Raw genomic sequence first — 24,039 nt, 5'->3', positions numbered from 1 at the left:
TGTGCAGTGGTTGTGTTGGTCTACTAACTATTGCGAGCGCTTGTTGAATATATAAGTTTCTAGATAGAGAGCCGATGGTTGAACACCGTCATTCCCGATAGCGACGAAGGAGTGTAGTCAGGAATCCCTTAAAGTTACCCTGAAGATCAAATACAAAAAACGCGCAATGGCTTAACCCTATTGCGCGTTTTTTATTGGGTGCTAACTGTAAGTCGACGTTAAATAAGCGACTTACAGAATCACAGTCTTGTTACCGTAAACAAACACGTGATCATTGATCACCTTGTTTAGCGCCTTACTCAATACGTTCTTCTCTACATCACGACCCGCTTGCGCCATGTCTTTTGCGCTGAAGTTGTGATCTACTGGAATAACATCTTGCTTAATGATTGGACCTTCATCCAAATCGTTTGTCACGAAGTGTGCCGTTGCACCAATGATCTTTACGCCGCGCTCATACGCTTGTTGGTATGGCTTCGCGCCGATAAACGCTGGCAAGAAACTGTGGTGGATATTGATGATCTTGTGGTTGTACTTTTCAACAAATCCCGGAGTCAGCACTCGCATGTATTTAGCCAAAACAAGGTAATCAGCCTCGTATTGGTCAATCACTTCTAGCATCTTCTGCTCATGCTCTTCACGGTTTAGCCCTTCGTGAGAAACATGGTGGTAAGGAATGTCAAAACGCTCGGTTAGGCTTTGTAGAATGTCATAGTTGCTAACAACGGCTGCGATTTCTACGTCTAAACTGCCATCGAAATTCTTCATTAGAATGTCGCCTAGGCAGTGCGCTTCTTTGGTCACAAGAATCACAACACGTTTGCGAGAAGAGCTCATTAGCTTACGTTTCGCATTCTCTGGCAGCGCTTGGTCTAAATCGGCTAGCAAGGTTTCGTCATTGAAGTAACCCTCTAGCTCGGTGCGCATAAAGAAGTGGCCGCTAGTGTTATCTACGAACTCATTGTTGTGCACAATATTAAGTTGGTGTTTGTAACAAATGTTGGTGATCTTCGAGATGAGGCCAGGGGCATCAGTACAATGTGTTAGTAAAGTTTTTCTTTCCATTTGCATCTTACTTCCATGAAATGTTGCACTTATTATATGAAATCGGGATTCTTCAAATTTAATGCAGGCCGTCGAACGGTGAACTGAGCCGCAATATCACCGTTATAATTAATCTATTATCAAGTTGGTTTCAACAAATTCTGCTGCTCATTTATCGCTTTGATAAATTGTTTGATGTGGAAATATTAGTTTTTAGATAGGAAAACAGGCAGAAGCTTCATTTTTAAAGTTTTGACCGTAGTACGCATTTGAACTTCAACCGAGGCATTTACGCTTTGGCCAAAAATAGAGGTGATACTTATGGATAAAGAGTTACTAGCAAAAAAACTGTACTGCAAGCGAGTGAATTCATTGGCGGGTGGTACGGAGCTAGATGGTAATGTTTTAGATGAAATGTGGGAAAGCAAAACCTCACCAACCGATGCTGCGAAAGCCATGCAGCCTTGCGAGACCCATTTTGAAGGTGCGCCTTGGTTGTCGCGTTACCTCAGCCGCAAATAAAAGGTTCATCGCGGATTAGCGGGAACTAAAAGTAAATTACCACCTTCTAAAGAAGGTGGCTTTATGTGAGCCCCCTAAAAGGGGGCTTTTGTTTAGTCCAACGCCAATTGCTGCTGCTCCACGCGCTCTTTTTTCTCTTGATGTCTTACATAGCGTCGAATGATTTCTTCATTAACCCCTACGCTATCGACAAAATAGCCCCTTTGCCAAAAGTGGTTACCCCAGAGTTTGTTTCTCCTTAAATATGGAAATTTACTAAAGAGTTTTAAAGCTATTTTGCCTTTCAATACGCCCATCAACTTGGATATCGATAACTTAGGCGGAACTTTTACTACCAAGTGCACGTGGTCAACTTGAACGTTTAATTCAACGACTTCACATCAAGTTGATTACAGTAAACGTTTATACATCGATAAACTTCTTTACCTACATTGTTTTTCAAAATCCTAAATCGATACTTTGGTGTCCACACTATGTGATATTGACATCTCCAAAATACGTGGGAAGCTTGATTATATCTGCTCATGTTATTTGTCCTCTTTGACTTCGCTAAAAATCAAGGGAGCATTTAACATGGGTAGAACTACAGGCAAAGCCAAACTGAATGATAACCACCTACTGAAGTAGGTGGTTTAGGGCTGAAAACAAAAAAACGGTAGTAAGTGATATGGTTTAGTCGCCAAACAAAAATCATACACAAACTACCGTTTTCATGCCGAATCATACTTTCCTATCTTCATTCTGGGAAGGCTTTAAAATAGTAAAGTCTCACCAGACAGCATCACTTGTTACACTAACTCTTAAACCTAATTCTGAGGCTAAATGCCTTTGCGGTCTTGAAGCTGAGGCTATCCATGAGTATCAATGGCGTCATGTGAAAGAGGCCATGTTGTTCAATGTTCCTGTTGAGCTTTCCGTTCAAACTCGAAGGATCAAGTGTCGTGACTGCGGCATAAAAACAGAGTTTCTATCTTGGTTAGAGCCTTATGCTCGTATAACGACGCGTCTAAAAAGCTATATAGAACAACTACTGCCTCTTCTTCCCATTAAGCATATCTCCCAGTTAACGAGCGTTCATTGGCACACCATTAAAGAGATAGATAAACGTCGACTTCGCCAAGTGGTACCGTCAGTGAAATGGGAAGGGCTAAGGCAACTCGTCATGGACGGTTCGCCATCTTTAAAGGGCACCGATATGCCACAGTCATCGCTGATGCTAAGACTCACCAAGTCATTTGGATAGGGTTAGGTCGTAGCCGCAAGGACATACGACCGTTTTTCGAGCAGTTAGGCAAGCATGGTAACAATATCGAAGCGGTCGCAATGGACATGAATACGGCTTTTGACCTTGAAGTTCAAGCGCACTGCCCGAATGCAAAAATCGTTTACGACTTATTCCATGTTGTTGCTAAGTTCGGTCGTGAGGTGATGGATAGAGTCAGAGTCGACCAAGCTAACAAACTCAAGCAGGATAAAAAAGCGAGGCAATGGGTGAAGCGCTCACGCTGGGTACTGCTGAAAAACAGAGGTAATTTAAATGCACGACAAGATAGCTATCTTACTGAAATATTGAATATCAATAAGGACTTGATGGCCACTTATATACTCGGCTCACAACTCAAAGAGCTTTGGTACTGTAAATCAGAAGCACATGCTAAGGGGCTCTGGGAGGTATGGTGGGCACAAGTGCAAGAGAGTGGAATTAAGCCATTGAAAGAGTTTGCACGAAAACTGAGGCCTTATCTTCACGGTATTATTGCATCGGCAACTTATCCGCTCAACACCTGCACATTGGAAGGGATAAACAACAAAATAAAGTTAATCAAGCGAATGGGGTATGGATATCGAGATACAGACTACTTCTTCTTGAAGATAAAAGCGGCTTTCCCCGGAAAGCCGCGATGAACCAAATAAAATCCTTCTTTGATTTCTGTTCCGTTCGCTTAGACCAAATCAAACTAAACCAAACACCTCCGGTGCGAAGTCATTCTTGATTCGCGCCGGCTCACTAAACCTGCCATAATTCGCCTTCTCTTTTTCTAAACTTCGTACTCTATGATATCTAAAACGTTTTCTGCTGATGGCGCTCTGGGCAAAGCAATCCCAGGGTTTCAACCAAGACAAGCTCAGTTAGACATGGCTGAAGCGGTTTTACAAGCTATTGAAAAACAAAGCCAATTGGTTGTTGAAGCGGGAACAGGTACCGGTAAGACGTTTGCTTACTTAGTGCCTGCGCTGCTTAGTGGCAAGAAAACCATCATTAGTACGGGGTCTAAAAACCTTCAAGAACAGCTGTTTCATCGCGATTTACCATTAATGGTCGATGCGCTTGGCTTTTATGGTCAGGTTGCGTTACTCAAAGGTCGTTCTAACTATTTGTGTTTGGATAGGCTGAGTCGCCAAATGATCGAGAGTCATGGCACTCACACCGATCCAACACTGTTAGCGCAACTGGTGAAAGTTCGCAGTTGGTCGTCTGCGACACAAACGGGTGATTTAGGCGATTGTGATGATATTGCAGAAGACAGCCCAATCATTCCTACGATTACTTCTACCAACGACAACTGCTTAGGTAAAGAGTGTCCAAGCTATACCGATTGCTTTGTGCTTAAAGCGCGTAAGAAAGCGATGGATTCCGATGTGGTTGTCGTAAACCACCACCTGTTCCTAGCCGATTTAGCGATCAAAGAAACTGGATTTGGTGAGCTAATCCCAGAAGCCGACGTGTTTATCTTCGATGAAGCGCATCAGCTTCCCGATATTGCCAGCCAATACTTTGGTCAGTCCGTGTCTAGTCGACAGATCAATGAGCTCGCTAAAGATATCGAGATCGCCTACCGAACTGAAGCAAAAGACATGCGACAGTTACAAAAGGTGGGAGATAGGCTCGTTCAGTCTGCCGCCGATCTACGCATTGTATTGGGCGACACCGGCTTTCGTGGTAATTGGCGTGAGGCCTTAAAATCCGAGTCGATCGCCAGAGAACTTGTTCGTCTACAAGATGCGCTGCAACTGGCCGTCGATGTATTGAAGCTAGCACTGGGTCGAAGCCAGCTGTTAGACACGGCTTTTGAACGTGCAAACATGATTAAGTCACGCATTGAACGTGTGTGCGATGTGTCGATTACGGGTTATTCCTATTGGTATGACACAACACCAAGGCAATTTGCATTGCACATCACACCACTGTCGGTTGCTGATAAATTCCACGAGCAAATCGAACTTAAACCGGGCGCTTGGGTATTTACCTCAGCAACCTTGGCGGTGTCAGATGATTTCGACCATTTTACCTCTCGACTTGGCTTAAAGCCGTCGGCTCAGTTTTCACTGCCGAGCCCATTTGATTATCCGAATCAGGCACGTTTATGTGTGCCTCGCTATCTTCCAGAGCCCAATAGTCCGGGCTTGTCGGATAAGCTGGTTCGTATGCTGACTCCTGTGATCGAGCAAAACCAAGGTCGCTGTTTCTTCTTGTGTACCTCACACAGCATGATGAAAGAGTTGGGCGAGCGATTCCGAGAAACCCTCACGGTTCCCGTTCTATTGCAAGGTGAGACAAGTAAGCAAAAAACCTTAGCCGAGTTCATGGAGTTGGGTAACGCATTGCTTGTGGCGACAGGCGCTTTCTGGGAAGGGATAGATGTTAGGGGCGACGCATTAAGCTGTGTTATCATCGATAAATTGCCCTTTACGGCCCCTGATGACCCTTTACTTAAGGCTCGAATCGAGGACTGTAAGCTAAAAGGGGGGGATCCTTTTGCACAAGTACAGTTGCCAGATGCTGTGATTACCTTGAAACAAGGTGTCGGCCGATTGATACGTGATAAGCGCGATAATGGCGCTTTGATTATTTGCGATAACCGATTGGTGACTCGCGATTACGGTGGCATATTTTTGGCGAGTTTACCGCCTATCCCTCGTACACGTGACTTAGGGGTCATTAAAGAATTCTTAGCTAAAGACCATTCAACCACTGCTGAGTAATTGGCATTGTTGAGTTTAGCCATTATTTTTAGATTAGATAACGAATATTTGAGACACAAATGAGCGCGAAAATTCTTGCAGTAGATACCGCAACTGAAAACTGTTCAGTTGCATTAGTAATTGGTGACCAGGTGTTCGCACGTAGCGAAGAGGCTCCTCGAGACCATACGAAAAAAATTCTACCTATGGTTGATGAAGTACTGAAAGAAGCGAATGTCGCTTTAACCGATATCGATGCTATCGCGTTTGGCCAAGGCCCAGGCAGTTTCACGGGCGTTCGTATTGGTATTGGTATTGCTCAGGGCTTGGCTTTTGGTGCGGATTTACCAATGATTGGTGTCTCTACACTGGCAGCGATGGCGCAAGGCAGCTACCGTAAATTTGGTGAAACTCATGTAGCAACAGCGATTGATGCACGTATGAGTGAAGTGTACTGGGCTCGTTACAGCCGTGAAGAAGACGGTCGTTGGACTGCGGTTGATGCAGAGTGTGTTACACCACCAAGCGAATTGGCTGCGCAGCTTGAAGCTGACTCTGAAACATGGGCAAAAGTCGGCACAGGTTGGGAAGCGTACGCAGAACATATGGATATTCTAGCGATCAACACCAAAGCGTGTGAAGTGCTATTCCCAGAAGCGCAAGATATGGCGTTCCTTGCTCAATTTGCTTACGCAGAAGGTAAAGCGGTTGCCGCTGAAGAGTCTGAGCCAGTTTATCTTCGTGACAAAGTGACTTGGAAGAAACTGCCAGGTCGCGAATAATTTTTACAAGGTTCTGATGCAAATTAGATCTAAATGCGTATTATTTAGATTTGAGAGGGCAGATATTTAGTCATGGTATCAATTAACAACTTACCTCCTTCTTCGATAGGCAGCACGTCTAAGCCTAATCGAATCAAAAAGAAGGAGCAGGCAAAAAAATCTGATGCTAGCACTGCGGTTGGGCAACCAACTAAGGTGGCTAATGCTGTTTCCCACTCTATTCGTCAAGTTAAAGAGTCTGAACTCCATAAGGCTCAAATCCAGTATGATCTTCCAGAAGGCCGAGGACGTAAGGCTATGGAAGAGTATATGGATGTAATGAATCAGGCGAAGAAAGAAGAACTTGCAAAGCTTATCGGTGTCGATATCTACATCTAGAGCTTGTCATTAATGCCTGTTTAAGGACCAGAACCATGTCAAATTACTTATCTAAAATTCGCTTAATTGCCCTTTCTCTTGGTATCTTGGTGCTTGCAGGGTGTTCGTTACTACCTAGCGAACTCGAAGCCAAATCAGAGCCTGTTATTAGCGATTACCAACAATGGGTCGACCAACTGCCGGATGCGAAAAGTGTTCGATTAGGTGGTGTAATATCTAAAGTCACCAACTTGAAAGATAAGACTCGAATCGAAGTCGCTAATATGCCGATTTCTAGTAACGGTAAGCCAGATCTAGACGCAGAGCCAAGCGGACGTTTTGTCGGTTACATTGAAGGCTACGTTGAGCCTCTAAGCTTTGCCGAAGGTCGCCTGATTACTTTGGTTGGTCAGTCAAGCGGTAGTGAAGATGGAAAAATAGGGGAATACCCTTACACCTTCCCTGTGATGAAAGTGGACAACCAACGACTGTGGAACATTACGGAACGAGTCGTTGTAAACGATTTTGCACCAACCTACTACTCATGCAGAAGCTTACATTGCCGCAGTTTCCAAACGATGCCAAGACAAGGTCGAGTGATTCAGGACGTAGAGTAGCTCACTTTGCTGGAGCTTGATTGCTAGGGGTTGATTACGCAACCAGATGGAATTAGATGCTTGATGATTGAAAAGTCATACTCCCTTGCGAGCGGGACGCTTGCCACACAACAGATAGGCAACCCACAAACGACCGCAACGACGGTCGTTTTTATTCATGGGTGGTTGGATAATTCGTCCAGCTTTAATCAGGTTATACAGCAAGTCGCTAAGTTTGCGCCCAATGCTCACCTTGTTGCTATCGATCTCTTCGGACACGGCTTCTCGTCGCATAAATCGGGAAGTTATTACCCATTTCATGATTATATTGATGACTTGCATCAGTTGGTGACTAAATTATCGCCAAACAGACTGGTACTGGTAGGACATTCACTTGGTGCATTGATAGCAAGTTGCTATAGTGCCGCCTTTCCTGAAAAGGTGTCAGGATTAATTCAAATTGAAGGTCACGGACCTCTTTCTGAAGCTCCCCACGAAACAGTCTCTCGCTTGAGGGATGGGGTACTCAGTCGTCTTCGACAGCGAAGAAAGCCTTCACGTCCTCTGGCAAGCCTTGAGGATGCTATTAAGCTGAGAGCTCACGCCAACCAAATTAATGCTGAATTAATCGCTCCTATTGTTGAGCGAGGTATTGTCGAGTTCGAGAACTCTTGGCAATGGCGATGCGACCCTAACCTAAAATGTGACTCGTTATATCGAATGTCACAGGCGCACGCTGAAGCGATTATGGCGGCTATTAAATGCCCTCAATTAATAATCCTAGGGAATGATGGATTCCGACATTTGCAGCATAATCGCTACAAATCAGTGCATAGTCCTCTGCATATAGAGACTGTTCCTGGCGGACATCATTGCCATTTAGAGAGTCCAGAGTTAGTTTCTGAGCTAATTCTTGGTGTAGTTAACAAAATTTAAACAAGTGTTTGAGCCTTTTAGTGCTCATGCACTAAAGCTGTGCTGTAATACCGCAATGATAAAAAGCGGCGAAACAGTCGTCAGCTGATAAACGAGGAGTAACATAGTGGATAAACCTTGGCTTTCACGTTATCCAAGTGACGTACCAGAGACGATCAACCCAGATCAGTACCCATCTCTTGTTGAAATGTTTGAACAGTCGGTACAGAAGTACGCAGACCAACCAGCATTTGAGAACATGGGCTCAATAATGACGTTCCGTAAGCTTGAAGAGCGCAGCCGTGCTTTTGCCGCTTACCTGCAGAATGATTTGAAACTGAAGAAGGGCGATCGCGTTGCACTTATGATGCCAAACCTGCTGCAATACCCAATTGCACTTTTTGGTGTACTGCGTGCTGGTATGATTGCAGTGAACGTCAACCCACTGTACACACCTCGTGAGCTTGAACATCAACTGAACGATTCTGGTGCAAATGCGATTGTTATCGTTTCAAACTTTGCGAGCACGCTAGAGAAAGTCGTTGATAACACGCCAGTTAAACACGTTGTACTCACTAGCCTAGGGCAAATGCTGCCACGCGCGAAAGGTACAATTGTCGACTTCGTAGTGAAATACGTAAAAGGTATGGTGCCTAAGTACGATCTACCGGGTGCTATCTCATTCAGAAAAGCACTGCACAAAGGCCGTCGTCTTCAGTATGTGAAGCCGTTTATGGCTGGTGATGACATTGCTTTCCTACAGTACACGGGTGGTACTACGGGTGTCGCTAAAGGCGCAATCCTAACGCACCGCAATATGATCGCAAACGTACTTCAAGCGAAAGGGGCGTACGGTCCTGTCCTGCAAGAAGGCCGTGAGCTGGTGGTAACAGCACTACCGCTTTACCACGTGTTCGCACTAACCGTGAACTGCTTGCTGTTTGTTGAGATGGGTGGTCGCAACCTTCTTATCACCAACCCTCGTGATATTCCTGGCTTCATTAAAGAGCTGCAAAAGGTGCCGTTTACCGCGATTACTGGCGTAAACACTCTATTCAATGCACTTGTGAATAACGAAGATTTCCACGAGTTGGATTTCAGTAACCTGCGTCTATCGGTTGGTGGTGGCATGGCGGTTCAACGCTCTGTTGCTGAGCAATGGAAAAAAGCGACAGGTATTCACTTGCTTGAAGGCTATGGCTTAACCGAGTGTTCACCACTGGTAACGGGTAACCCGTACGACCTTAAAGATTACACTGGCGCTATCGGCTTGCCTGTACCATCAACAGAAGTTCGTATTGTTGATGATGAAGGCAAAGTGGTTGCTAATGATCAAGTAGGTGAGCTGCAAGTTCGTGGTCCTCAAGTGATGCAAGGCTACTGGCAGCGTCCAGAAGCGACCAAAGAAGTGATCGACCAAGACGGTTGGCTATCTACGGGTGACATCGTTAAGTTTGATGACGAAGGCTTGCTGCACATTGTTGACCGTAAGAAAGACATGATTCTTGTGTCTGGCTTTAACGTTTACCCAAATGAGATTGAAGATGTAGTGGCACTACACGGCAAAGTGCTCGAAGTAGCGGCTATCGGTCAACCTCATGAAGTGTCAGGTGAATTGGTTAAGATCTACGTCGTGAAGCGCGACCCTAGCCTAACCAAAGAAGACATTATCGCGCACTGTCGTGAACACCTAACGGGCTACAAGATCCCTAAACTGGTTGAATTCAGAGAAGATCTTCCAAAGACCAACGTAGGTAAGATCTTACGCCGTGTACTTCGTGAAGAGAACGATGCAGAATTGGCTAAACGCGCGAGCGAATAATCAGCCAGTTTATGGGTAACCACTACTCGAGAAACCATAGCACGAGATACCATTGAGACGCTTAATCTAAGCGAGCGCTGAAAAATGGTGTTAGAATGCCGACAGTTAATGTCGGCATTTTTGTATCCGGCGATCAAATAGAAACCAGTGAGAGTTTTTGTGGATTATCAAATCATTACCCAATTGAAAGACCTTGAGCGAGTTTGCCAACAAGCACGTGAAGCCGATGTCGTTATGCTTGATACGGAGTTCGTTCGTACAAGAACCTATTACCCTCAATTAGGCTTGATTCAGTTATTTGATGGTGAAACGCTGTCACTGATTGACCCTATTACTCTTGGCGAAATGACACCACTTGTTGGGTTGTTGAAAGACGCTTCTGTTCTGAAAGTGCTGCACGCGTGCGGCGAAGATTTGGAAGTGTTCCAGAACGCCTTTGGCTGCACACCAACACCAATGGTGGATACGCAAATCATGGCGGCTTTCTTAGGCCATGGCTTATCAACGGGCTTTGCTGCTCTGGTTTCAGAGTTTGTTGGTGTTGATCTCGATAAGAGTGAATCTCGCACTGATTGGCTGGCTCGTCCGCTTTCTCAAAAGCAGCTAGACTATGCAGCGGCAGACGTGCATTACCTAATGCCAATGTACAACAAGCTTCTTGAAAAAGTGATGGAAGCGGGCTGGTGGGAAGCGGCTCAACAAGAGTCTGACCTACAAGTTGCTAAACGTATTCGTAAAGCAAACCCAGATAATGCTTACCTTGATATTAAAGGTGCATGGCAACTGAAACCTAAACAGTTGGCTATCTTAAGACCGCTAGCGACTTGGCGTTTAAAAGAAGCAATTAAGCGTGATTTAGCGCTGAACTTTGTTTTCAAAGAACAAGACTTATGGGCTGTGGCTCGATTCGCGATGAAAGATCCTAAGCACATGGAACAGGAAGGTTTTGATTACCGCTCTGTACGTCGCCATGGTGCGAAGATCAGCTCAATCGTGAAGTTGGCTGAGCATACGCCAGAAGAAGAGTACCCAGCACCAGTAGAACGTCTAATGGACTACCCGGGTTACAAGCAAATCTTCAAAGTGTTGAAAGATGAAGTGAAAACAGCATCACAACACAGCGGTTTAGCGACCGAATTTTTGGCATCGAAAAAGCAACTTAACCAAGTGTTAAGCTGGGTTTGGAAACACCAACGTAACCCTGAAAAGTTACCTGATGTGATGCAAGGTTGGCGTTTAGATGTGGTTGGCGAAAAGCTGAATAAAGCGATTAAGTAACCTATTATCGCTATAGAGGTTAGCCAGTTTCAGATATAAAATGCAGATACAAAAAAGAGAGCCTAGGCTCTCTTTTTTATTTAATCTGCTTGCTACTTACAAGATAGCGAAGACTATTTATCGTCTTCTGGTAGCTTAACGTTCAGCTCTAATACTGAGATGTCGTCATCTTTGTGTTCGAAAGTAAGATCAACCATTGATGGATCTACCTCAACGTACTTTGCAATACACTTCAAGATGTCTTCTTTCAGTTGCGGTAAGTACGATGGAGCAGGGTCGTCATGACTGCGGCGCTCAGCAACAATGATCTGCAAACGCTCTTTGGCTAGGTTTGCGGTCGTCTTTTTCTGTGGTCTGAAAAACTCTAGTAATGACATTACGTATTAGCCCCCGAACAGTCTTTTGAAGATGCCTTTCTTCTGTTCCGTTAAGAAACGGAAGTCCACTTGGCTACCTAGTAGTCGCTCTACAGTATCATTGTAAGCCATACCTGCGTCGGTTGCTTCGTCAAAGATAACTGGAACACCCTTGTTCGATGCGTTCAGTACCGCTTGGCTCTCTGGAATCACGCCCAGTAGAGAGATGTGTAGGATCTCTTCAACGTCTTCAACACTTAGCATCTCACCTTGAGTTACACGTCCTGGGTTGTAGCGAGTCAGTAGAAGGTGAGTTTTCACAGGCTCCAAGCCGTCTTCAGAACGACGAGATTTAGAGTCAAGAATACCTAGAATACGGTCTGAGTCGCGTACAGAAGAGACTTCAGGGTTAGTCGTTACAATTGCTTCATCAGCAAAGTACAACGCCATCAGAGCACCTTGCTCGATACCCGCAGGAGAATCACAGATGATGAAATCAAAGCCCATTTCATCCAGTTCATCAAATACGCGACGAACACCGTCTTTCGTTAGTGCATCTTTATCACGAGTTTGAGAAGCAGGAAGAATGAACAGGTTCTCTGTGCGCTTGTCTTTGATCATCGCTTGGTTCAGCGTTGCTTCGCCATTGATAACGTTAACGAAGTCGTACACAACACGACGCTCACAACCCATGATTAAATCTAGGTTACGCAGACCGATATCAAAGTCGATAACTGCGGTTTTCTTCCCTTTTAAAGCCAGACCTGAGGCAATAGCTGCACTAGAGGTCGTTTTGCCTACCCCGCCTTTACCTGACGTTACAACGATAATGCGTGCCATTATTTTTTCCTTTTATTTCTCTTATATTGCGAGGACGTCAACGTGTAATACATCGTTTGCCATACTGAACATGGTTTTCTTCTGCCAGTACTCGCTTTCAATTTGATCGCTGAGCCAGTAATTTCCTGCAATAGAAACCAGCTCGGCTTGTAAATCATTACAAATTATTTTTGCTTCAGTTTGACCACTTGCACCTGCAATCGCGCGGCCGCGTAATGTGCCATGAATATGGATGCTACCATCGGCAATCACTTCCGCGCCTGCACTCACATGGCTAAGGATCAATAGATCGCCATCTTTCGCGTAAACCTGCTGACCAGAACGAATTGGGGTTCGAACCACTTTAATTGGTGCCATCTTAGCGGGTGCTTGCGACGGAGATTTACTTGCCGTCATGACTGCAAAGCCCGCTTCTTTCGCTAGATTTTGCATACGCTTATCAGAACAGCCAGCCACGCCAACCGGGATCATACCCGCTTGAGATATACCATTTTTCAGTTGCACAAAGTCGATATCGCCTGCAACTTTGCTGATGTTGATAACAACAGGCGCAGCAGCGAAAAACGTGGGTGCTTGGTCTACCTTCTCTTGAAGAAAAGACACTGCATTTTCGACTTGATCATCGGATAAGTGCAAAACAGATAGCGTAAAGCTGCTACCTTTTAGATCTGGGTTACTAGACATCGAAAAACTACAGGACCTCAATAGCGAATTGGTACAATTTCTTTATCAATAAAATAAAGGGCATTGCCTGAAACTAGGTTTATCATGTTATATTCCCAAACCAAGCACAGCAAGTAATCTTGTTGTCAAATGGACGTTTTGTTCCCAATATTTCCCTAACATAAACTATTGATCTCGCAAGTGAGAGTTTTGTAGTCATAATCAATTAAAAGGTTTGTCATGCTGTGTTCTATATATAAAAGCTCAAAGAAAGAAGGAACATACCTTTATATCCCTAAGAAGGATGATTTTTCACAAGTTCCTGACGCATTGATGCAAATGTTTGGTAAACCTAGTTTTGTAATGGTAATTAAAATGGATGGCCGTAAACTGGCTCAAGTGAACATCGAAAAAGTGAAAGAATCACTGAATACCGATGGTTTCTTTTTGCAGGTTCCGCCACCACCAGTTAACGAACTTGAGCTTCATAAAGAGCGTAAAGCTCAACAGAAATCTCAAGACGAAGAGTGATAGCCACCTCAATTCAAGGAGGAGTGATCGTTGAGTAAATTTTCGAAAACCATATTGGCTGTGTCAGCGTTACTTTTGGGTAATAGCCTGACCATTAGCTCAGTACACGCTGAAGAATTGAGCTTCGAACAATATGTAGAAAAACTAAAGCAACAAGGCCGTGAAGAAGGCGTTTCTGAAGCGATCATTGATGAAGCCTTTGATGGTGTAACGTTTAAACCAAGAGCGGTGAAAGCCGACAAAAACCAACCTGAGAAAAAGCTGACTCTGGATGAATACATTCCACGAGCGGTACCAGATTGGAAAGTGAAGCAAGCTCGCTCTCTCTACAAGAAGCATTACACAGCACTAAAGCGTATTGGTGATGAATATGGTGTTCAACCAAGATTCATTGTCGCGCTATGGGGCGTTGAAAGTAACTTTGGTAAATTCACCGGCAACTACAGTGTTATCGATGCGCTAACGACTATGGCTTACGAAGGACGCAGAAAAGCGTTTTTCCGTAGCGAAGCAATGGCGGCGTTGAAGATCCTTGATCAAGGCCATATTGCACCAAAAAAGATGAAAGGCTCTTGGGCTGGTGCTATGGGTCAACCTCAGTTTATGCCAAGCTCATTCTTAGCGTTTGCCGCTGATGGTAATGGCGACGGTAAGAAAGACATTTGGGGCACTGAAGAAGATGTGTTTGCTTCGGCAGCCAATTACCTTAGCCAATCAGGTTGGGATGATAAGTACACTTGGGGCCGTCAGGTTCATGTACCGTCAACCGTGTCTATTGATTTGCAAGGCCGAACCGAAGACAAAGCGAAGTACCTAAAAGAGTGGTCTGAACTTGGTATTAAGCGCTATGACGATCGCCCACTACCAACACTTGATGAAGACATTAAAGCTTGGTTGATTATGCCGGATGACGAAGCGGGTCGTTCGTACCTCATTTACAACAACTACAATGTGTTAATGAAGTGGAATCGTTCTTACTACTTTGCTTTGGCAGTCAGCCACCTAGCAGACAGAATTAAGTTTGATTAATCGGCCTAATTTGATTGGTAAACTTAATTTGATTAATAGACCTAGCTTGCTTAGATAGCATTTGGCCTACCATAGGCAGAACGAACTAAAGGACTCTTCGGAGTCCTTTTTGATTTTATATTTCAGAGATTTTAAGAAGGTGGCCTTGTGCTAACAGATAGAGCTGCACAGATGGTGATATTCCATGCGTTGATCAAGCATGAAGGCTTTACCAGTGCTGCAAAAAGCTTGAACGTCTCGGTGTCTCATATCAGTAAGCAAATTGCTTTGCTTGAAGACTCAATCGGCATCAAGTTGGTACAACGAACCACACGTAGCCTAACGTTGACCGAAGCCGGAGAGGTGTTCTATCAACACTGTGAACAGCTGTTCAACACGGTAAAAGCGGCTCAAATGGATATGGACAGCCAGCGGGATGACATCTCTGGAATATTGCGTGTTGGGTTGTCGCAGTCATTTGGTACTTTGCACATCATCCCTGCGATTGATCAGCTCAGACAGCTTTATCCTCAGTTGAGAATCGAAGTCCACTTGTTCGACCACAAGGTGGATATGATTGAAGAGCGATTGGATCTCTGGATTACCAATAACGAAGATTTGCCCGAAGGTTATATTGCGCAGCGATTGGCAGACAGTCAGTTTGTGGTGGCTGCATCACCGGACTATTTGATTAAGGCCGGGACTCCACATGTGCCTTATGATCTGATTGACCATAACTGCCTTATCTATCGCAGCCGTGAACGAGATTACACCTCGTGGGCGTTTGATAATGGCCAAGAGAATCTGAGCGTTAAGGTAGCGGGTGATTACTCGGTGGATCTAGCTGAGGCCGTGCGAGACGCAGCCGTATCAGGGTGGGGCGTTGCTTACTTAGCAACTTACTTAGTCAAAGAAGAGTTTAGAACGGGCAAATTAATCCAAGTTTTACCGGAATGGCGAGCTAGCCAATTAATGCCATTTTATGCTGTGTATCCGAGTCGAAAGAACATGCCGAAGAAGCTTTCTGCGGTGATTGAGTTCATCAAAGATCATATCGGATCGCCGACATACTGGGATGAAAACCTGAAAACTTGCGTTGAACTGCATCGTTAACTGTTTCCAAATCTATAAATATAATTTCCATATGGAAAAAGTATGGTTTTTAATCAAACTTAATTATTAAAATTCAATAACTTAATTTATATCATTACTCAAAGGTGATTGCCCCAATATCACGTTAACAACCGCCACTTGCCGCAAACGATTTCCTCTATAGAATGCGTCGCCTTTCCTATCTACAACTTTTAGGTTGACGCACATGGCTTCGCTACTTGGAATTATCACTATTTTAGTTGCCGCTTGGTTACTATCTACGGACAGAAAAAAAATTCCACTAAGAACAGTCTCTTTGGCTTTCTTATTACAAATCTCATTCGCGCTGTTGGTTCTATATGTACCAATGGGTAAAGAAGCGTTGAATGCAGCCACAGGTGCGGTATCTAGCTTGATCAACTACGGTCAAGAAGGGATTAACTTCCTATTTGGTGGCCTTACGAATAACGGTTTCGTTTTCGCGATTAACGTTCTGGGCATCATTATCTTTTTCTCTGCACTGATCTCTGGTTTGTACCACATCGGCTTTATGCCAAAGGTGATCAACCTTATCGGTGGCGCGCTGCAGAAGTTCTTGGGCACAGGCCGTGCAGAATCATTGTCTGCAACAGCGAACATCTTCGTTGGCATGATTGAAGCACCATTGGTGGTTAAACCTTACTTGAAGCACATGACGGATTCGCAACTGTTCGCTGTGATGGTGTGTGGTTTGGCTTCTGTTGCTGGTGGTACGCTAGTGGGTTATGCATCGCTAGGTGTTGACCTGAACTACTTGATCGCTGCGGCATTCATGTCTGCACCTGCTGGTCTATTAATGGCTAAGATCTTAGTACCAGGTAGCGCAGATGACGCTCAAGAAAATATTGAGTCTGATGTTGAGATTCCACGAGCAACAAACGTAGTTGAGGCAATGGCAGATGGGGCTATGTCTGGACTTCGTATTGCTGTTGCGGTGGGTGCGACACTTCTAGCCTTTATCAGTGTGATTGCAATGCTGAATGGCTTATTAGGTATTGTTGGTGGCTGGTTTGGCGTAAACCTAAGCTTCGAACTTATCCTAGGTTATGTGTTCGCACCCGTTGCATGGCTGATCGGTGTGCCATGGTCTGAGGCTGTGGTTGCAGGCTCACTGATCGGTAACAAGATTGTCGTGAACGAGTTTGTGGCTTTCATCCAGCTAATGGATGCTAAAGAAGCGCTAAGTGAACACTCACAAGCGATCGTGACTTTTGCTCTATGTGGTTTTGCTAACATCTCAACAATGGCGATTCTAATTGGTGGCTTGGGCAGCTTGGTACCAGAGCGTCGTTCTTTCATCTCACAATACGGCTTTAAAGCAATTTGTGCAGGTGTGTTTGCTAACCTAATGAGTGCAGCGATTGCTGGTGTGGTGCTTTCTCTGTAGCTAGATGATAAGTACCGAGTGGATGAGTTAGTCACTTTATTTCCCTTATAGTAAAGTGACTGATTAATCACAATAATATTCGGTTAGCACGAAAAAGAGAGCCTATAGTTTAATGACGTAGGCTTTCTTGTTTCAGCAAATAGGTTTGTATCACAGGGTGTGGTACAAATTTTTAGGGGCACAAATGGATTTGTCGATTACTTCTTCTTTGGCGTTAATTGGACTCTTGTCTTTAGCTTGTCAGCTGCTCGGCTGGCGTTTGCGTCTTCCCGCGATTCTCCCTCTTCTCATTGTTGGCCTGCTGTTAGGTCCCGGTTTAAATGTCCTTAATCCCGATGTTATTTTCGGTGATGTTCTATTCCCGCTGATTTCATTAGGTGTCGCCATCATTCTGTTTGAAGGCGCATTGACTCTGAACTTTAAGGAAATTAGAGGCCACGGTCGAATGGTGACTCACCTCGTGAGTTTCGGCATGTTGATTACATGGGCGTGCATTGTTGTTGGTGCTTACTACTTTGTTAACTTTAGTTGGCCATTAGCGGCGCTATTCGGTGCCTTGGTGGTGGTGACTGGACCGACAGTGATTGTCCCTATGCTTCGCAGTATTCAGCCTAAGTCTTCTCTAGGCAGTATCTTGCGATGGGAGGGGATAGTGATTGATCCCATTGGCGCTCTTTTTGCTGTTCTGGTTTATGAATACATAGTCTCTTCTGCCGACCCTACAGGGCATGTACTTTCAGCTCTGGGGCTAACCTTAGCCATTGGTTTAGGCTTAGGGATCATCGGTGGCCATTTGATTGCCAAGATGCTGCAAGGGCACTGGGTGCCTCACTATTTACGTAATGTGGCGGTGCTGACGCTAATGTTGGCGGCATTCTCTTTTTCTAATGACTTGAGTGAAGAGTCGGGTTTGCTAACCGTGACCATCATGGGGATCTGGCTTGCCAATGTGAAGGGCTTGGATATCGAAGACATCATCGAATTCAAAGAAACCCTGACCGTGTTACTCATTTCTGCGTTGTTTATTCTGTTAGCCAGTCGACTCGATTCGGGGGCTTTCCTTTCGATAGGTTGGGGCGGTATTGGGTTGCTAGCGGTGGTTATGTTGGTGGCTCGCCCGTTAAGCGTGTGGATCAGCGGGATCGGTACGGATCTTAATTCGGCGGATAAATGGTTTTTGAGTTGGATGGCACCTCGCGGGATCGTAGCTGCCGCGGTTTCTTCTCTGTTTGCGATAAAACTGCAAGAGAAGCAATTGATTGAAGGCGCTGATCTGCTCGTGCCCATGGTGTTCTTAGTCATTATCGGCACGGTTGTTATTCAGAGTTTAACCGCAAGCTGGTGGGCGAGAAGGTTAGGTGTGACTCAAGAGAAAGCACAAGGGGTTATCTTCTTTGGCGCAACTCACTTCGCAAGACAGTTTGCCAAGGTGCTAGCGACTCACAACATCAATAGTGTGCTTGCCGATACTAACTGGGAGAGTATTCGTTTGGCGAGGATGGATAATTTGAATGTCTACTTTGGTAACCCCGCTTCAAGCCACGCGGAAAATAATCTGGAATTGGACGGGATAGGGCGTGCGATGATCGTCTCGCCTTATCGTCAAACCAACCCACTAGTCAGCATGCACTACCAAGATGAGTTTGGCGCAAATAAGGTGTTTGAGCTTGAATCGTCAGAGACTAAGCATGAAAGGCATCAAGTGAGCCGCGATGGTAATCGAAGTTTGTTTTCGGAAGGGATTACCTACTCCAAGCTCAACTCGTTAATGGCTCAAGGCAGTCAAATTAAGAGCACAGGTTTAACCGAGGCATTTGATCTGAATGAGTTTAATACTCTGTACCCGAAAGCGATTCTACTGGGTGTGATTACTAACGGTGACTTTCGCTTAATTACACAAGGTTCTGAACTGGAAAAACTGATATCAACGGAATGCGAGATTATCAGTTTGTTGCCACCATCAGACCAGACAGAAAAAGTTGAGACTCCAGACAAATAGCGAGTCCTCTTTATCAAAAGCGATTAGTTTTGTATCTAAAACGAATCGCTTGATATCAAAAAAAGCCGCAACGTTCTTCACGTTGCGGCTTTCTATTTATACTGTCATTCGCAGATTTGTCGTTCGCAGATTACTTAGAGTGAAATTGCTCACAAGCGATCATGGTGTTTTCGATTAGGCTCGCCACCGTCATTGGACCAACACCACCTGGTACTGGCGTGATGAAGCTTGCGCTCTCTTTCGCTACGTCGTATTCAACGTCGCCCACTAACTTGCCAGATTCTAAACGGTTGATACCAACATCGACCACAACGGCACCTTTCTTAATCCAAGCACCCGGAATGAAGTTAGGCTTACCAACAGCAACCACAACAACGTCTGCTTGACGTACGTGGCCTTCAAGGTCTTTGGTGAAACGGTGACACGTCGTTGTTGTACAACCCGCTAGAAGCAATTCTAGGGTCATTGGACGGCCTACGATGTTTGATGCGCCAACAACAACCGCGTGCTTACCACGTAAGTCGATGTTGTAACGGTCAAGCAGCGTGATGATACCTTTTGGCGTACAAGAGCGAAGCTTAGGCATACGCTGAGCCAAACGGCCTACATTGTATGGGTGGAAGCCATCAACGTCTTTCTCTGGCGTGATGCGCTCAAGAACGTGAGTGCTATCAATTCCTGCTGGTAGAGGCAGTTGAACCAGAATACCGTCAATCTCTGGGTCTTGGTTCAGTTGGTCTACTAATGTTAACAGTTCATCTTCTGTCGCAGTGGCTGGCAAATCGTAAGATTTAGATACGAAGCCAACTTCTTCACACGCTTTACGCTTACTTCCAACGTAAACCTGAGAAGCAGGGTCTTCACCCACTAAAACAACCGCTAGGCCCGGAGCGCGTAATCCAGCTTCAGTACGAGCTTTTACACGTGCAGCAACTTCAGAGCGAACCGTTTGAGAAATTAGCTTTCCATCAATATTTTGAGCAGTCATGAATTTCCTTAGTATTGATATTCAAGTTAGTGGCTGATGTTTTTGGCGCATTATTCCAGAAAATCTTTTTGATTACCATCAAGCAAACGTTTGCTTTGGTCTATTTTCCAACACTTATATGTTTGTTGCCCTTTTTTTACTCACTTAGATCAGAATGTTACATAAAGCCGTTGCTTTACTGATTCGAATTCGTATAATTCGTTCCTGTAGCGCGCCCTTAGCTCAGCTGGATAGAGCACGTCCCTTCTAAGGATGTGGTCGAAGGTTCGAATCCTTCAGGGCGTGCCATTATTTACGGGGCGTAGCAGGTTAGTACTTGCTACGCCCTTTTTCGTTTTTGTCATTTGTGGTCAAGTATATGGTCAAGTAACGATGAACCTGCAGGCTACGACCTGATACGGCATGAAACACACCCAAAGTTAGAGTGTCACCTACTCTATATCAAATACCGTCTCAAGGCTTTCCTATCTTCTCCCTTTGCCTCGATATATTTTTTAAGTTCTACTAATGTACCCCGCATTCGCAATCATTTAAGTCAATCCGACTCAAGTTATCGATCATTACACATGCATGGTGTATATATTTATTATAGATAACTACATGTTTATTAAAAGATTTTATGTTGACTGTTTGTTTTTTGTACTGTATGTTTATTTCAAATAGCGAAACATAGCCAGTATTTGATACAGATCCATCCTGGAGTCGGTATCAGTAGGTTATGAGAGGTAAAATATGAATGAGCAAACTACTCACGATTGAAGATATTATTTGCACCTTTGATATTAGTCGAACTACCTTTTGGAGAATGAGGCAGGATGACACGTTCCCAAAACCGATCATGGTTTCAAAACGCTCTCCTCGTTGGAGTGAGCAAGAGATCCATAAGTGGTATTACGTCAGTAGGTAAATGATAAAGGATACTTTGCGTTGCTTTTGTGGATAGCAAGGACGCTAGCTTGTAATCGGTATTCAGAGTATAGGGGCAAGTCTCAGATATTTACTTCTCTACTAGCGAGCTCACTCCAATCGCATACCTATATATTATAAAGCGTTAGCTCTCTATTTTTGTGCCCCTAGTCTGTTATTACAGAAGCCAGCGCTTGATGTTTGCTGAGTTCGCTAGTGCTAGGTGGTATTTCTTAGGAGTCGAAGATAGTTTCTTATTATCCACGCAAACATCTAAGCGTTTGAGCAAATACTTAATCAGTGCTCGTCGGCAACTAATTGTGAGTGGAGAATCATGCATTCCATAGTCGACTTTCACAATGTGTTGTTGTGCAGGTGACAAATGTGGATTTGGAATGATTTCAATTGCTTCTTCTGTTGTCCAATCTTCATCGTCTTCGATGTTAATATCTGATTCATTGAGCAGTTCAGGCTCCCCTCTAAATCGGCTTAACACGAAATCTAAGAACATTGCTCTTTCTTCACAATATGCTCTTACATGCCAACGGAACCCATCAAATACGATGGTGTGTGGAACGATATTTCGACCTCGCCCCTCAGGGTTATCCATTGAAACATACTCAATATCAACTCTCCGCCTTTCTCGTGCTGCTTGTAGAAGTCTACGAACGATTATTGGGGCTATCTGCCTATCTGGGACTTAAAGGACAATAGAGTCAGCAAAGCCAAGACCTTTTAAATCAAAGCCGTCTACATGGTCACTGTTGTATTTGTGCAGTAGCGACAAATACTCGTTAGGAGTGCCTTTTGTAAACTTTGGCGCAAAATGATCAGTAAGACGGTAGCCTTTAATACTACGATCATGAACAAGTGGTGGAGAAGAGAAGTGCTCCTGATAAGCTTTGATGTCTCTAGAGGCTTGCTGTCGCTTAATGTTGAAAGAGTTACATAGGTGATTAGTCGTAACGCGACCCTCCCATAATGCGACAACCTCGATTAATTTGAAGCGTAGTAACTGATCCCACTTTATTGTCATAACAATTATCTAATGCCTGAAAATGATACATGTTGATGTGTACAGAATATACGTACATTTTTAACATGGGTATAGTACACACTCACCAGTTAAAATTGCGGAGTGTTACGTAAAGCAATGTAAGCCAAATCATACTTTTCTAATACTAAACACAATATTTGTTTGTAAAGCGAGTAAGATAAACAATTTGCATATGGTGGTGCTGATTCATCCAGTCATTCCATTTTTTTATGGTTGTAAGTACCGTTACTTTTCCGTGTTTGATACTATTTATCTCCACAAAAAAAGTCCGTTTAATTAAATTTTGAAGAGATTCCTTTGAACTTAGAAAAAGCCCTCAGCATACTTTCTAAATCATCGCCCTACGCGGTAAGTACAGAAAGAGAGCAGAATCAAGATCTTCTGGCTGACTATAAGAGCCATGTGTACATCACTACCGACATCGAAGTCGACTTTAAAAAGTCGCTATTGTCCTCAAAGAAAAATGACATCATCTTCTTGTGTGGTAGTAGTGGTGACGGTAAGTCTGAGATCCTGACTCAATACAGCCAGAAGCACAAAGCGACACATGAGTTTCACCTTGATGCGACACACAGCTTTAATCCAAATCAAACCGCAATTAATGCGTTAGATGAGCGATTCTCACAGTTCAAAGGAAATGAAAAGCCACTTGTTGTTGGCATTAATATCGGAATGTTAGGCAACTATGCTGAGGAAGGTGCTAAGCAACATGACGATATTAAAGCTTCTATAAAAGCGTTCTTGGAAAACAAAACGGACGATATTCCAACGAACCACATTTTCTTAGATTTCGAGCAATACCCGAAATTTACGCTGGGCCATGAAGTTAGCACTTCTGACTTTGCAGCCAAGTTTCTAGCTCGTTTAACTGAGCCAACGCTAGATAACCCGTTTTACGCACTTTATGACAGTGAAGTTCAAAAGCTAGGTCACAGCAAGCTCACAGCAAACTATGCGTTGCTGGGGCTGGAATCTGTGCAGAAGAATATTATTTCTTTGCTACTGAAAGCTCGCTTAATCAAAGATCAGTTCCTAACGGCGCGAGCGCTATTGGACTTTGTGTACCAGATCTTAGCGGGCGATGACTACCTGTTCGACAACCTATTCTCTGGCTCAGATAACGAGCTGTTAGAGCATATCCAAAGCTTTGACCCAAGTAATATCCACACTCGTAAAATTGACGAGTTCGTTCTTCAGTTTGGTTTGGGAATTGAAGATGGAGGCTTTACACAACTTAAAGATCAGGTGAAAGCACAAGGTGTATTTGATGTGCTCACTGCTGCTTCATACTTGCGTATGGTTTATCTGTTGAAGGACGAAGAGCAATTTGCGAATGATTACATCAATGAGCTGAAAGCAGACTTTGATAATTCTTTGGTCGATCAATACGCAAACATCTGGCTGCTTCACCGTGAGTTTGATGGTTCAGGAAAGCAGAAGAAAGAGCTGAATAAGTTCTATAAAGACACTCTCATTTCAGCTGTGCATCGCTACTGTAACCGCAATTCGCCAGCACTTGATAAAGACCAGTTCTTTGTCTCTGAATACAACGGCTTTAAAACAGCGGCTGAACTTGAAGTGAAACCTGACTTTTCATCGATTAAAACGCAAGCAGTGAGCAAGATAGGTTCATTTAACGCTCATATTCGAGTCGACGAACATTCACTTCTGCCAATGCCGATAAGTATTAACTTGTTGGAGCTATTGGAAAAAATCAACCAAGGGTACCGTCCGAATAAGCATGACAAAAATGCCGTACTTCTCTTGGATGAAGTAATAGAGCAGATCATCACGGTAGCGAACGAAAAGAATACTCTGTTTATTCTGAAAAACGATAAGCGCTACAAGATCGTGAATGAAGATGATGAATATTTCGAAGTGAGTGGTTTATAAA

The 24,039-nt window shown here is 44.2% G+C and carries 21 protein-coding genes, 1 tRNA gene and 2 pseudogenes; 16 read left to right on the top strand and 8 right to left on the bottom strand.

Features of this window, described 5'->3' with window-relative positions; genetic code table 11:
• Positions 1-231: 231 nt before the first annotated feature.
• Positions 232-1,065 carry a formyltetrahydrofolate deformylase gene (gene purU / locus ITG10_RS03090; protein ID WP_026084497.1) on the bottom strand — a complete coding sequence of 278 codons (834 nt, stop codon included), beginning with the start codon at positions 1,063-1,065 and terminating at the stop codon, positions 232-234.
• Positions 1,066-1,365: 300 nt separating this feature from the next.
• Here purU and ITG10_RS03085 point away from each other — a divergent pair, with 300 nt between their 5' ends.
• On the top strand, positions 1,366-1,566 hold the full coding sequence (locus tag ITG10_RS03085; protein WP_017633384.1) for a hypothetical protein: 201 nt from the start codon (positions 1,366-1,368) through the stop codon (positions 1,564-1,566).
• Positions 1,567-1,658: 92 nt separating this feature from the next.
• On the opposite strand, the pseudogene tnpA reads toward ITG10_RS03085, so the two are convergent.
• Positions 1,659-2,092 (bottom strand): annotated as a pseudogene (gene tnpA, locus ITG10_RS03080) (IS200/IS605 family transposase).
• A gap of 186 nt (positions 2,093-2,278) precedes the next feature.
• Between tnpA and ITG10_RS03075 the strand changes: the two are divergent.
• The 8 genes and pseudogenes from ITG10_RS03075 to rnd all read left to right on the top strand — a co-directional run bounded on the left by ITG10_RS03075 (position 2,279) and on the right by rnd (position 11,279).
• Positions 2,279-3,471 (top strand): annotated as a pseudogene (locus ITG10_RS03075) (ISL3 family transposase).
• A gap of 150 nt (positions 3,472-3,621) precedes the next feature.
• Positions 3,622-5,550 (top strand): ATP-dependent DNA helicase, encoded by a 1,929-nt coding sequence (locus tag ITG10_RS03070; protein WP_017629522.1) that lies wholly within the window; start codon positions 3,622-3,624, stop codon positions 5,548-5,550.
• A gap of 59 nt (positions 5,551-5,609) precedes the next feature.
• Complete coding sequence (gene tsaB, locus ITG10_RS03065) at positions 5,610-6,311, top strand: tRNA (adenosine(37)-N6)-threonylcarbamoyltransferase complex dimerization subunit type 1 TsaB (protein ID WP_017629523.1); 702 nt, start codon at positions 5,610-5,612, stop codon at positions 6,309-6,311.
• 72 nt (positions 6,312-6,383) lie between these two features.
• Positions 6,384-6,689: a hypothetical protein gene (locus ITG10_RS03060; RefSeq protein WP_017062378.1), complete on the top strand. Its 306-nt coding sequence runs from the start codon at positions 6,384-6,386 to the stop codon at positions 6,687-6,689.
• 35 nt (positions 6,690-6,724) lie between these two features.
• Positions 6,725-7,285 (top strand): Slp family lipoprotein, encoded by a 561-nt coding sequence (locus ITG10_RS03055; RefSeq protein ID WP_017629525.1) that lies wholly within the window; start codon positions 6,725-6,727, stop codon positions 7,283-7,285.
• Between the two features lie 63 nt (positions 7,286-7,348).
• The gene (locus ITG10_RS03050; RefSeq protein WP_017629526.1) at positions 7,349-8,200 is read left to right on the top strand and encodes an alpha/beta hydrolase; all 852 of its coding nucleotides are present in this window, start codon (positions 7,349-7,351) and stop codon (positions 8,198-8,200) included.
• A 106-nt stretch (positions 8,201-8,306) separates the two neighbouring features.
• Positions 8,307-10,001: a long-chain-fatty-acid--CoA ligase FadD gene (gene fadD / locus ITG10_RS03045; RefSeq protein ID WP_017629527.1), complete on the top strand. Its 1,695-nt coding sequence runs from the start codon at positions 8,307-8,309 to the stop codon at positions 9,999-10,001.
• A gap of 159 nt (positions 10,002-10,160) precedes the next feature.
• On the top strand, positions 10,161-11,279 hold the full coding sequence (gene rnd, locus ITG10_RS03040; protein WP_017629528.1) for a ribonuclease D: 1,119 nt from the start codon (positions 10,161-10,163) through the stop codon (positions 11,277-11,279).
• A 113-nt stretch (positions 11,280-11,392) separates the two neighbouring features.
• Here the strand turns inward: rnd and minE are convergent, their stop codons facing one another.
• From minE to minC, 3 genes are read right to left on the bottom strand one after another with little or no spacing between them, the layout of a single operon-like run.
• A complete protein-coding gene (gene minE / locus ITG10_RS03035) occupies positions 11,393-11,656 on the bottom strand; it encodes a cell division topological specificity factor MinE (protein ID WP_004737949.1) in 264 nt (87 codons plus the stop codon).
• 6 nt (positions 11,657-11,662) lie between these two features.
• On the bottom strand, positions 11,663-12,475 hold the full coding sequence (gene minD / locus ITG10_RS03030) for a septum site-determining protein MinD (protein ID WP_017629529.1): 813 nt from the start codon (positions 12,473-12,475) through the stop codon (positions 11,663-11,665).
• A 21-nt stretch (positions 12,476-12,496) separates the two neighbouring features.
• Positions 12,497-13,159, bottom strand: coding sequence for a septum site-determining protein MinC (gene minC, locus ITG10_RS03025; RefSeq protein ID WP_017629530.1), 663 nt, complete (start codon positions 13,157-13,159; stop codon positions 12,497-12,499).
• Positions 13,160-13,378: 219 nt separating this feature from the next.
• On the opposite strand from minC, the gene ITG10_RS03020 reads away from it, so the two are divergent.
• The 5 genes from ITG10_RS03020 to ITG10_RS03000 all read left to right on the top strand — a co-directional run bounded on the left by ITG10_RS03020 (position 13,379) and on the right by ITG10_RS03000 (position 19,194).
• Complete coding sequence (locus ITG10_RS03020; RefSeq protein ID WP_017062372.1) at positions 13,379-13,669, top strand: YcgL domain-containing protein; 291 nt, start codon at positions 13,379-13,381, stop codon at positions 13,667-13,669.
• A 30-nt stretch (positions 13,670-13,699) separates the two neighbouring features.
• Complete coding sequence (locus ITG10_RS03015) at positions 13,700-14,698, top strand: lytic murein transglycosylase (RefSeq protein WP_026084106.1); 999 nt, start codon at positions 13,700-13,702, stop codon at positions 14,696-14,698.
• A gap of 171 nt (positions 14,699-14,869) precedes the next feature.
• Complete coding sequence (locus tag ITG10_RS03010) at positions 14,870-15,790, top strand: LysR family transcriptional regulator (protein WP_017629532.1); 921 nt, start codon at positions 14,870-14,872, stop codon at positions 15,788-15,790.
• A gap of 205 nt (positions 15,791-15,995) precedes the next feature.
• A complete protein-coding gene (locus ITG10_RS03005) occupies positions 15,996-17,195 on the top strand; it encodes a NupC/NupG family nucleoside CNT transporter (RefSeq protein WP_017629533.1) in 1,200 nt (399 codons plus the stop codon).
• Positions 17,196-17,379: 184 nt separating this feature from the next.
• A complete protein-coding gene (locus ITG10_RS03000) occupies positions 17,380-19,194 on the top strand; it encodes a sodium:proton antiporter (RefSeq protein ID WP_017629534.1) in 1,815 nt (604 codons plus the stop codon).
• 130 nt (positions 19,195-19,324) lie between these two features.
• On the opposite strand, the gene folD is transcribed toward ITG10_RS03000, so the two are convergent.
• Positions 19,325-20,182, bottom strand: coding sequence for a bifunctional methylenetetrahydrofolate dehydrogenase/methenyltetrahydrofolate cyclohydrolase FolD (gene folD, locus ITG10_RS02995; protein ID WP_017629535.1), 858 nt, complete (start codon positions 20,180-20,182; stop codon positions 19,325-19,327).
• A gap of 211 nt (positions 20,183-20,393) precedes the next feature.
• On the opposite strand from folD, the gene ITG10_RS02990 reads away from it, so the two are divergent.
• Positions 20,394-20,470: transfer RNA gene (locus ITG10_RS02990), tRNA-Arg, on the top strand.
• A gap of 796 nt (positions 20,471-21,266) precedes the next feature.
• Here the strand turns inward: ITG10_RS02990 and ITG10_RS02985 are convergent.
• The gene (locus ITG10_RS02985; RefSeq protein ID WP_282575748.1) at positions 21,267-21,761 is read right to left on the bottom strand and encodes a WYL domain-containing protein; all 495 of its coding nucleotides are present in this window, start codon (positions 21,759-21,761) and stop codon (positions 21,267-21,269) included.
• A gap of 27 nt (positions 21,762-21,788) precedes the next feature.
• Entirely contained in the window at positions 21,789-22,124 is a 336-nt protein-coding gene (locus ITG10_RS02980) for a hypothetical protein (protein WP_248386697.1), read from the bottom strand.
• Between the two features lie 318 nt (positions 22,125-22,442).
• Here ITG10_RS02980 and dptF point away from each other — a divergent pair, with 318 nt between their 5' ends.
• A complete protein-coding gene (gene dptF, locus ITG10_RS02975) occupies positions 22,443-24,038 on the top strand; it encodes a DNA phosphorothioation-dependent restriction protein DptF (RefSeq protein WP_248386696.1) in 1,596 nt (531 codons plus the stop codon).
• Position 24,039 lies beyond the last annotated feature (1 nt).

Origin of the sequence: Vibrio sp. ED004 (assembly GCF_023206395.1) — a bacterium.
GTDB lineage: Bacteria > Pseudomonadota > Gammaproteobacteria > Enterobacterales > Vibrionaceae > Vibrio.
The sequence above is the reverse complement of the archived record's forward strand: the minus strand, read 5'-3'. Positions and strand labels throughout refer to the sequence as shown.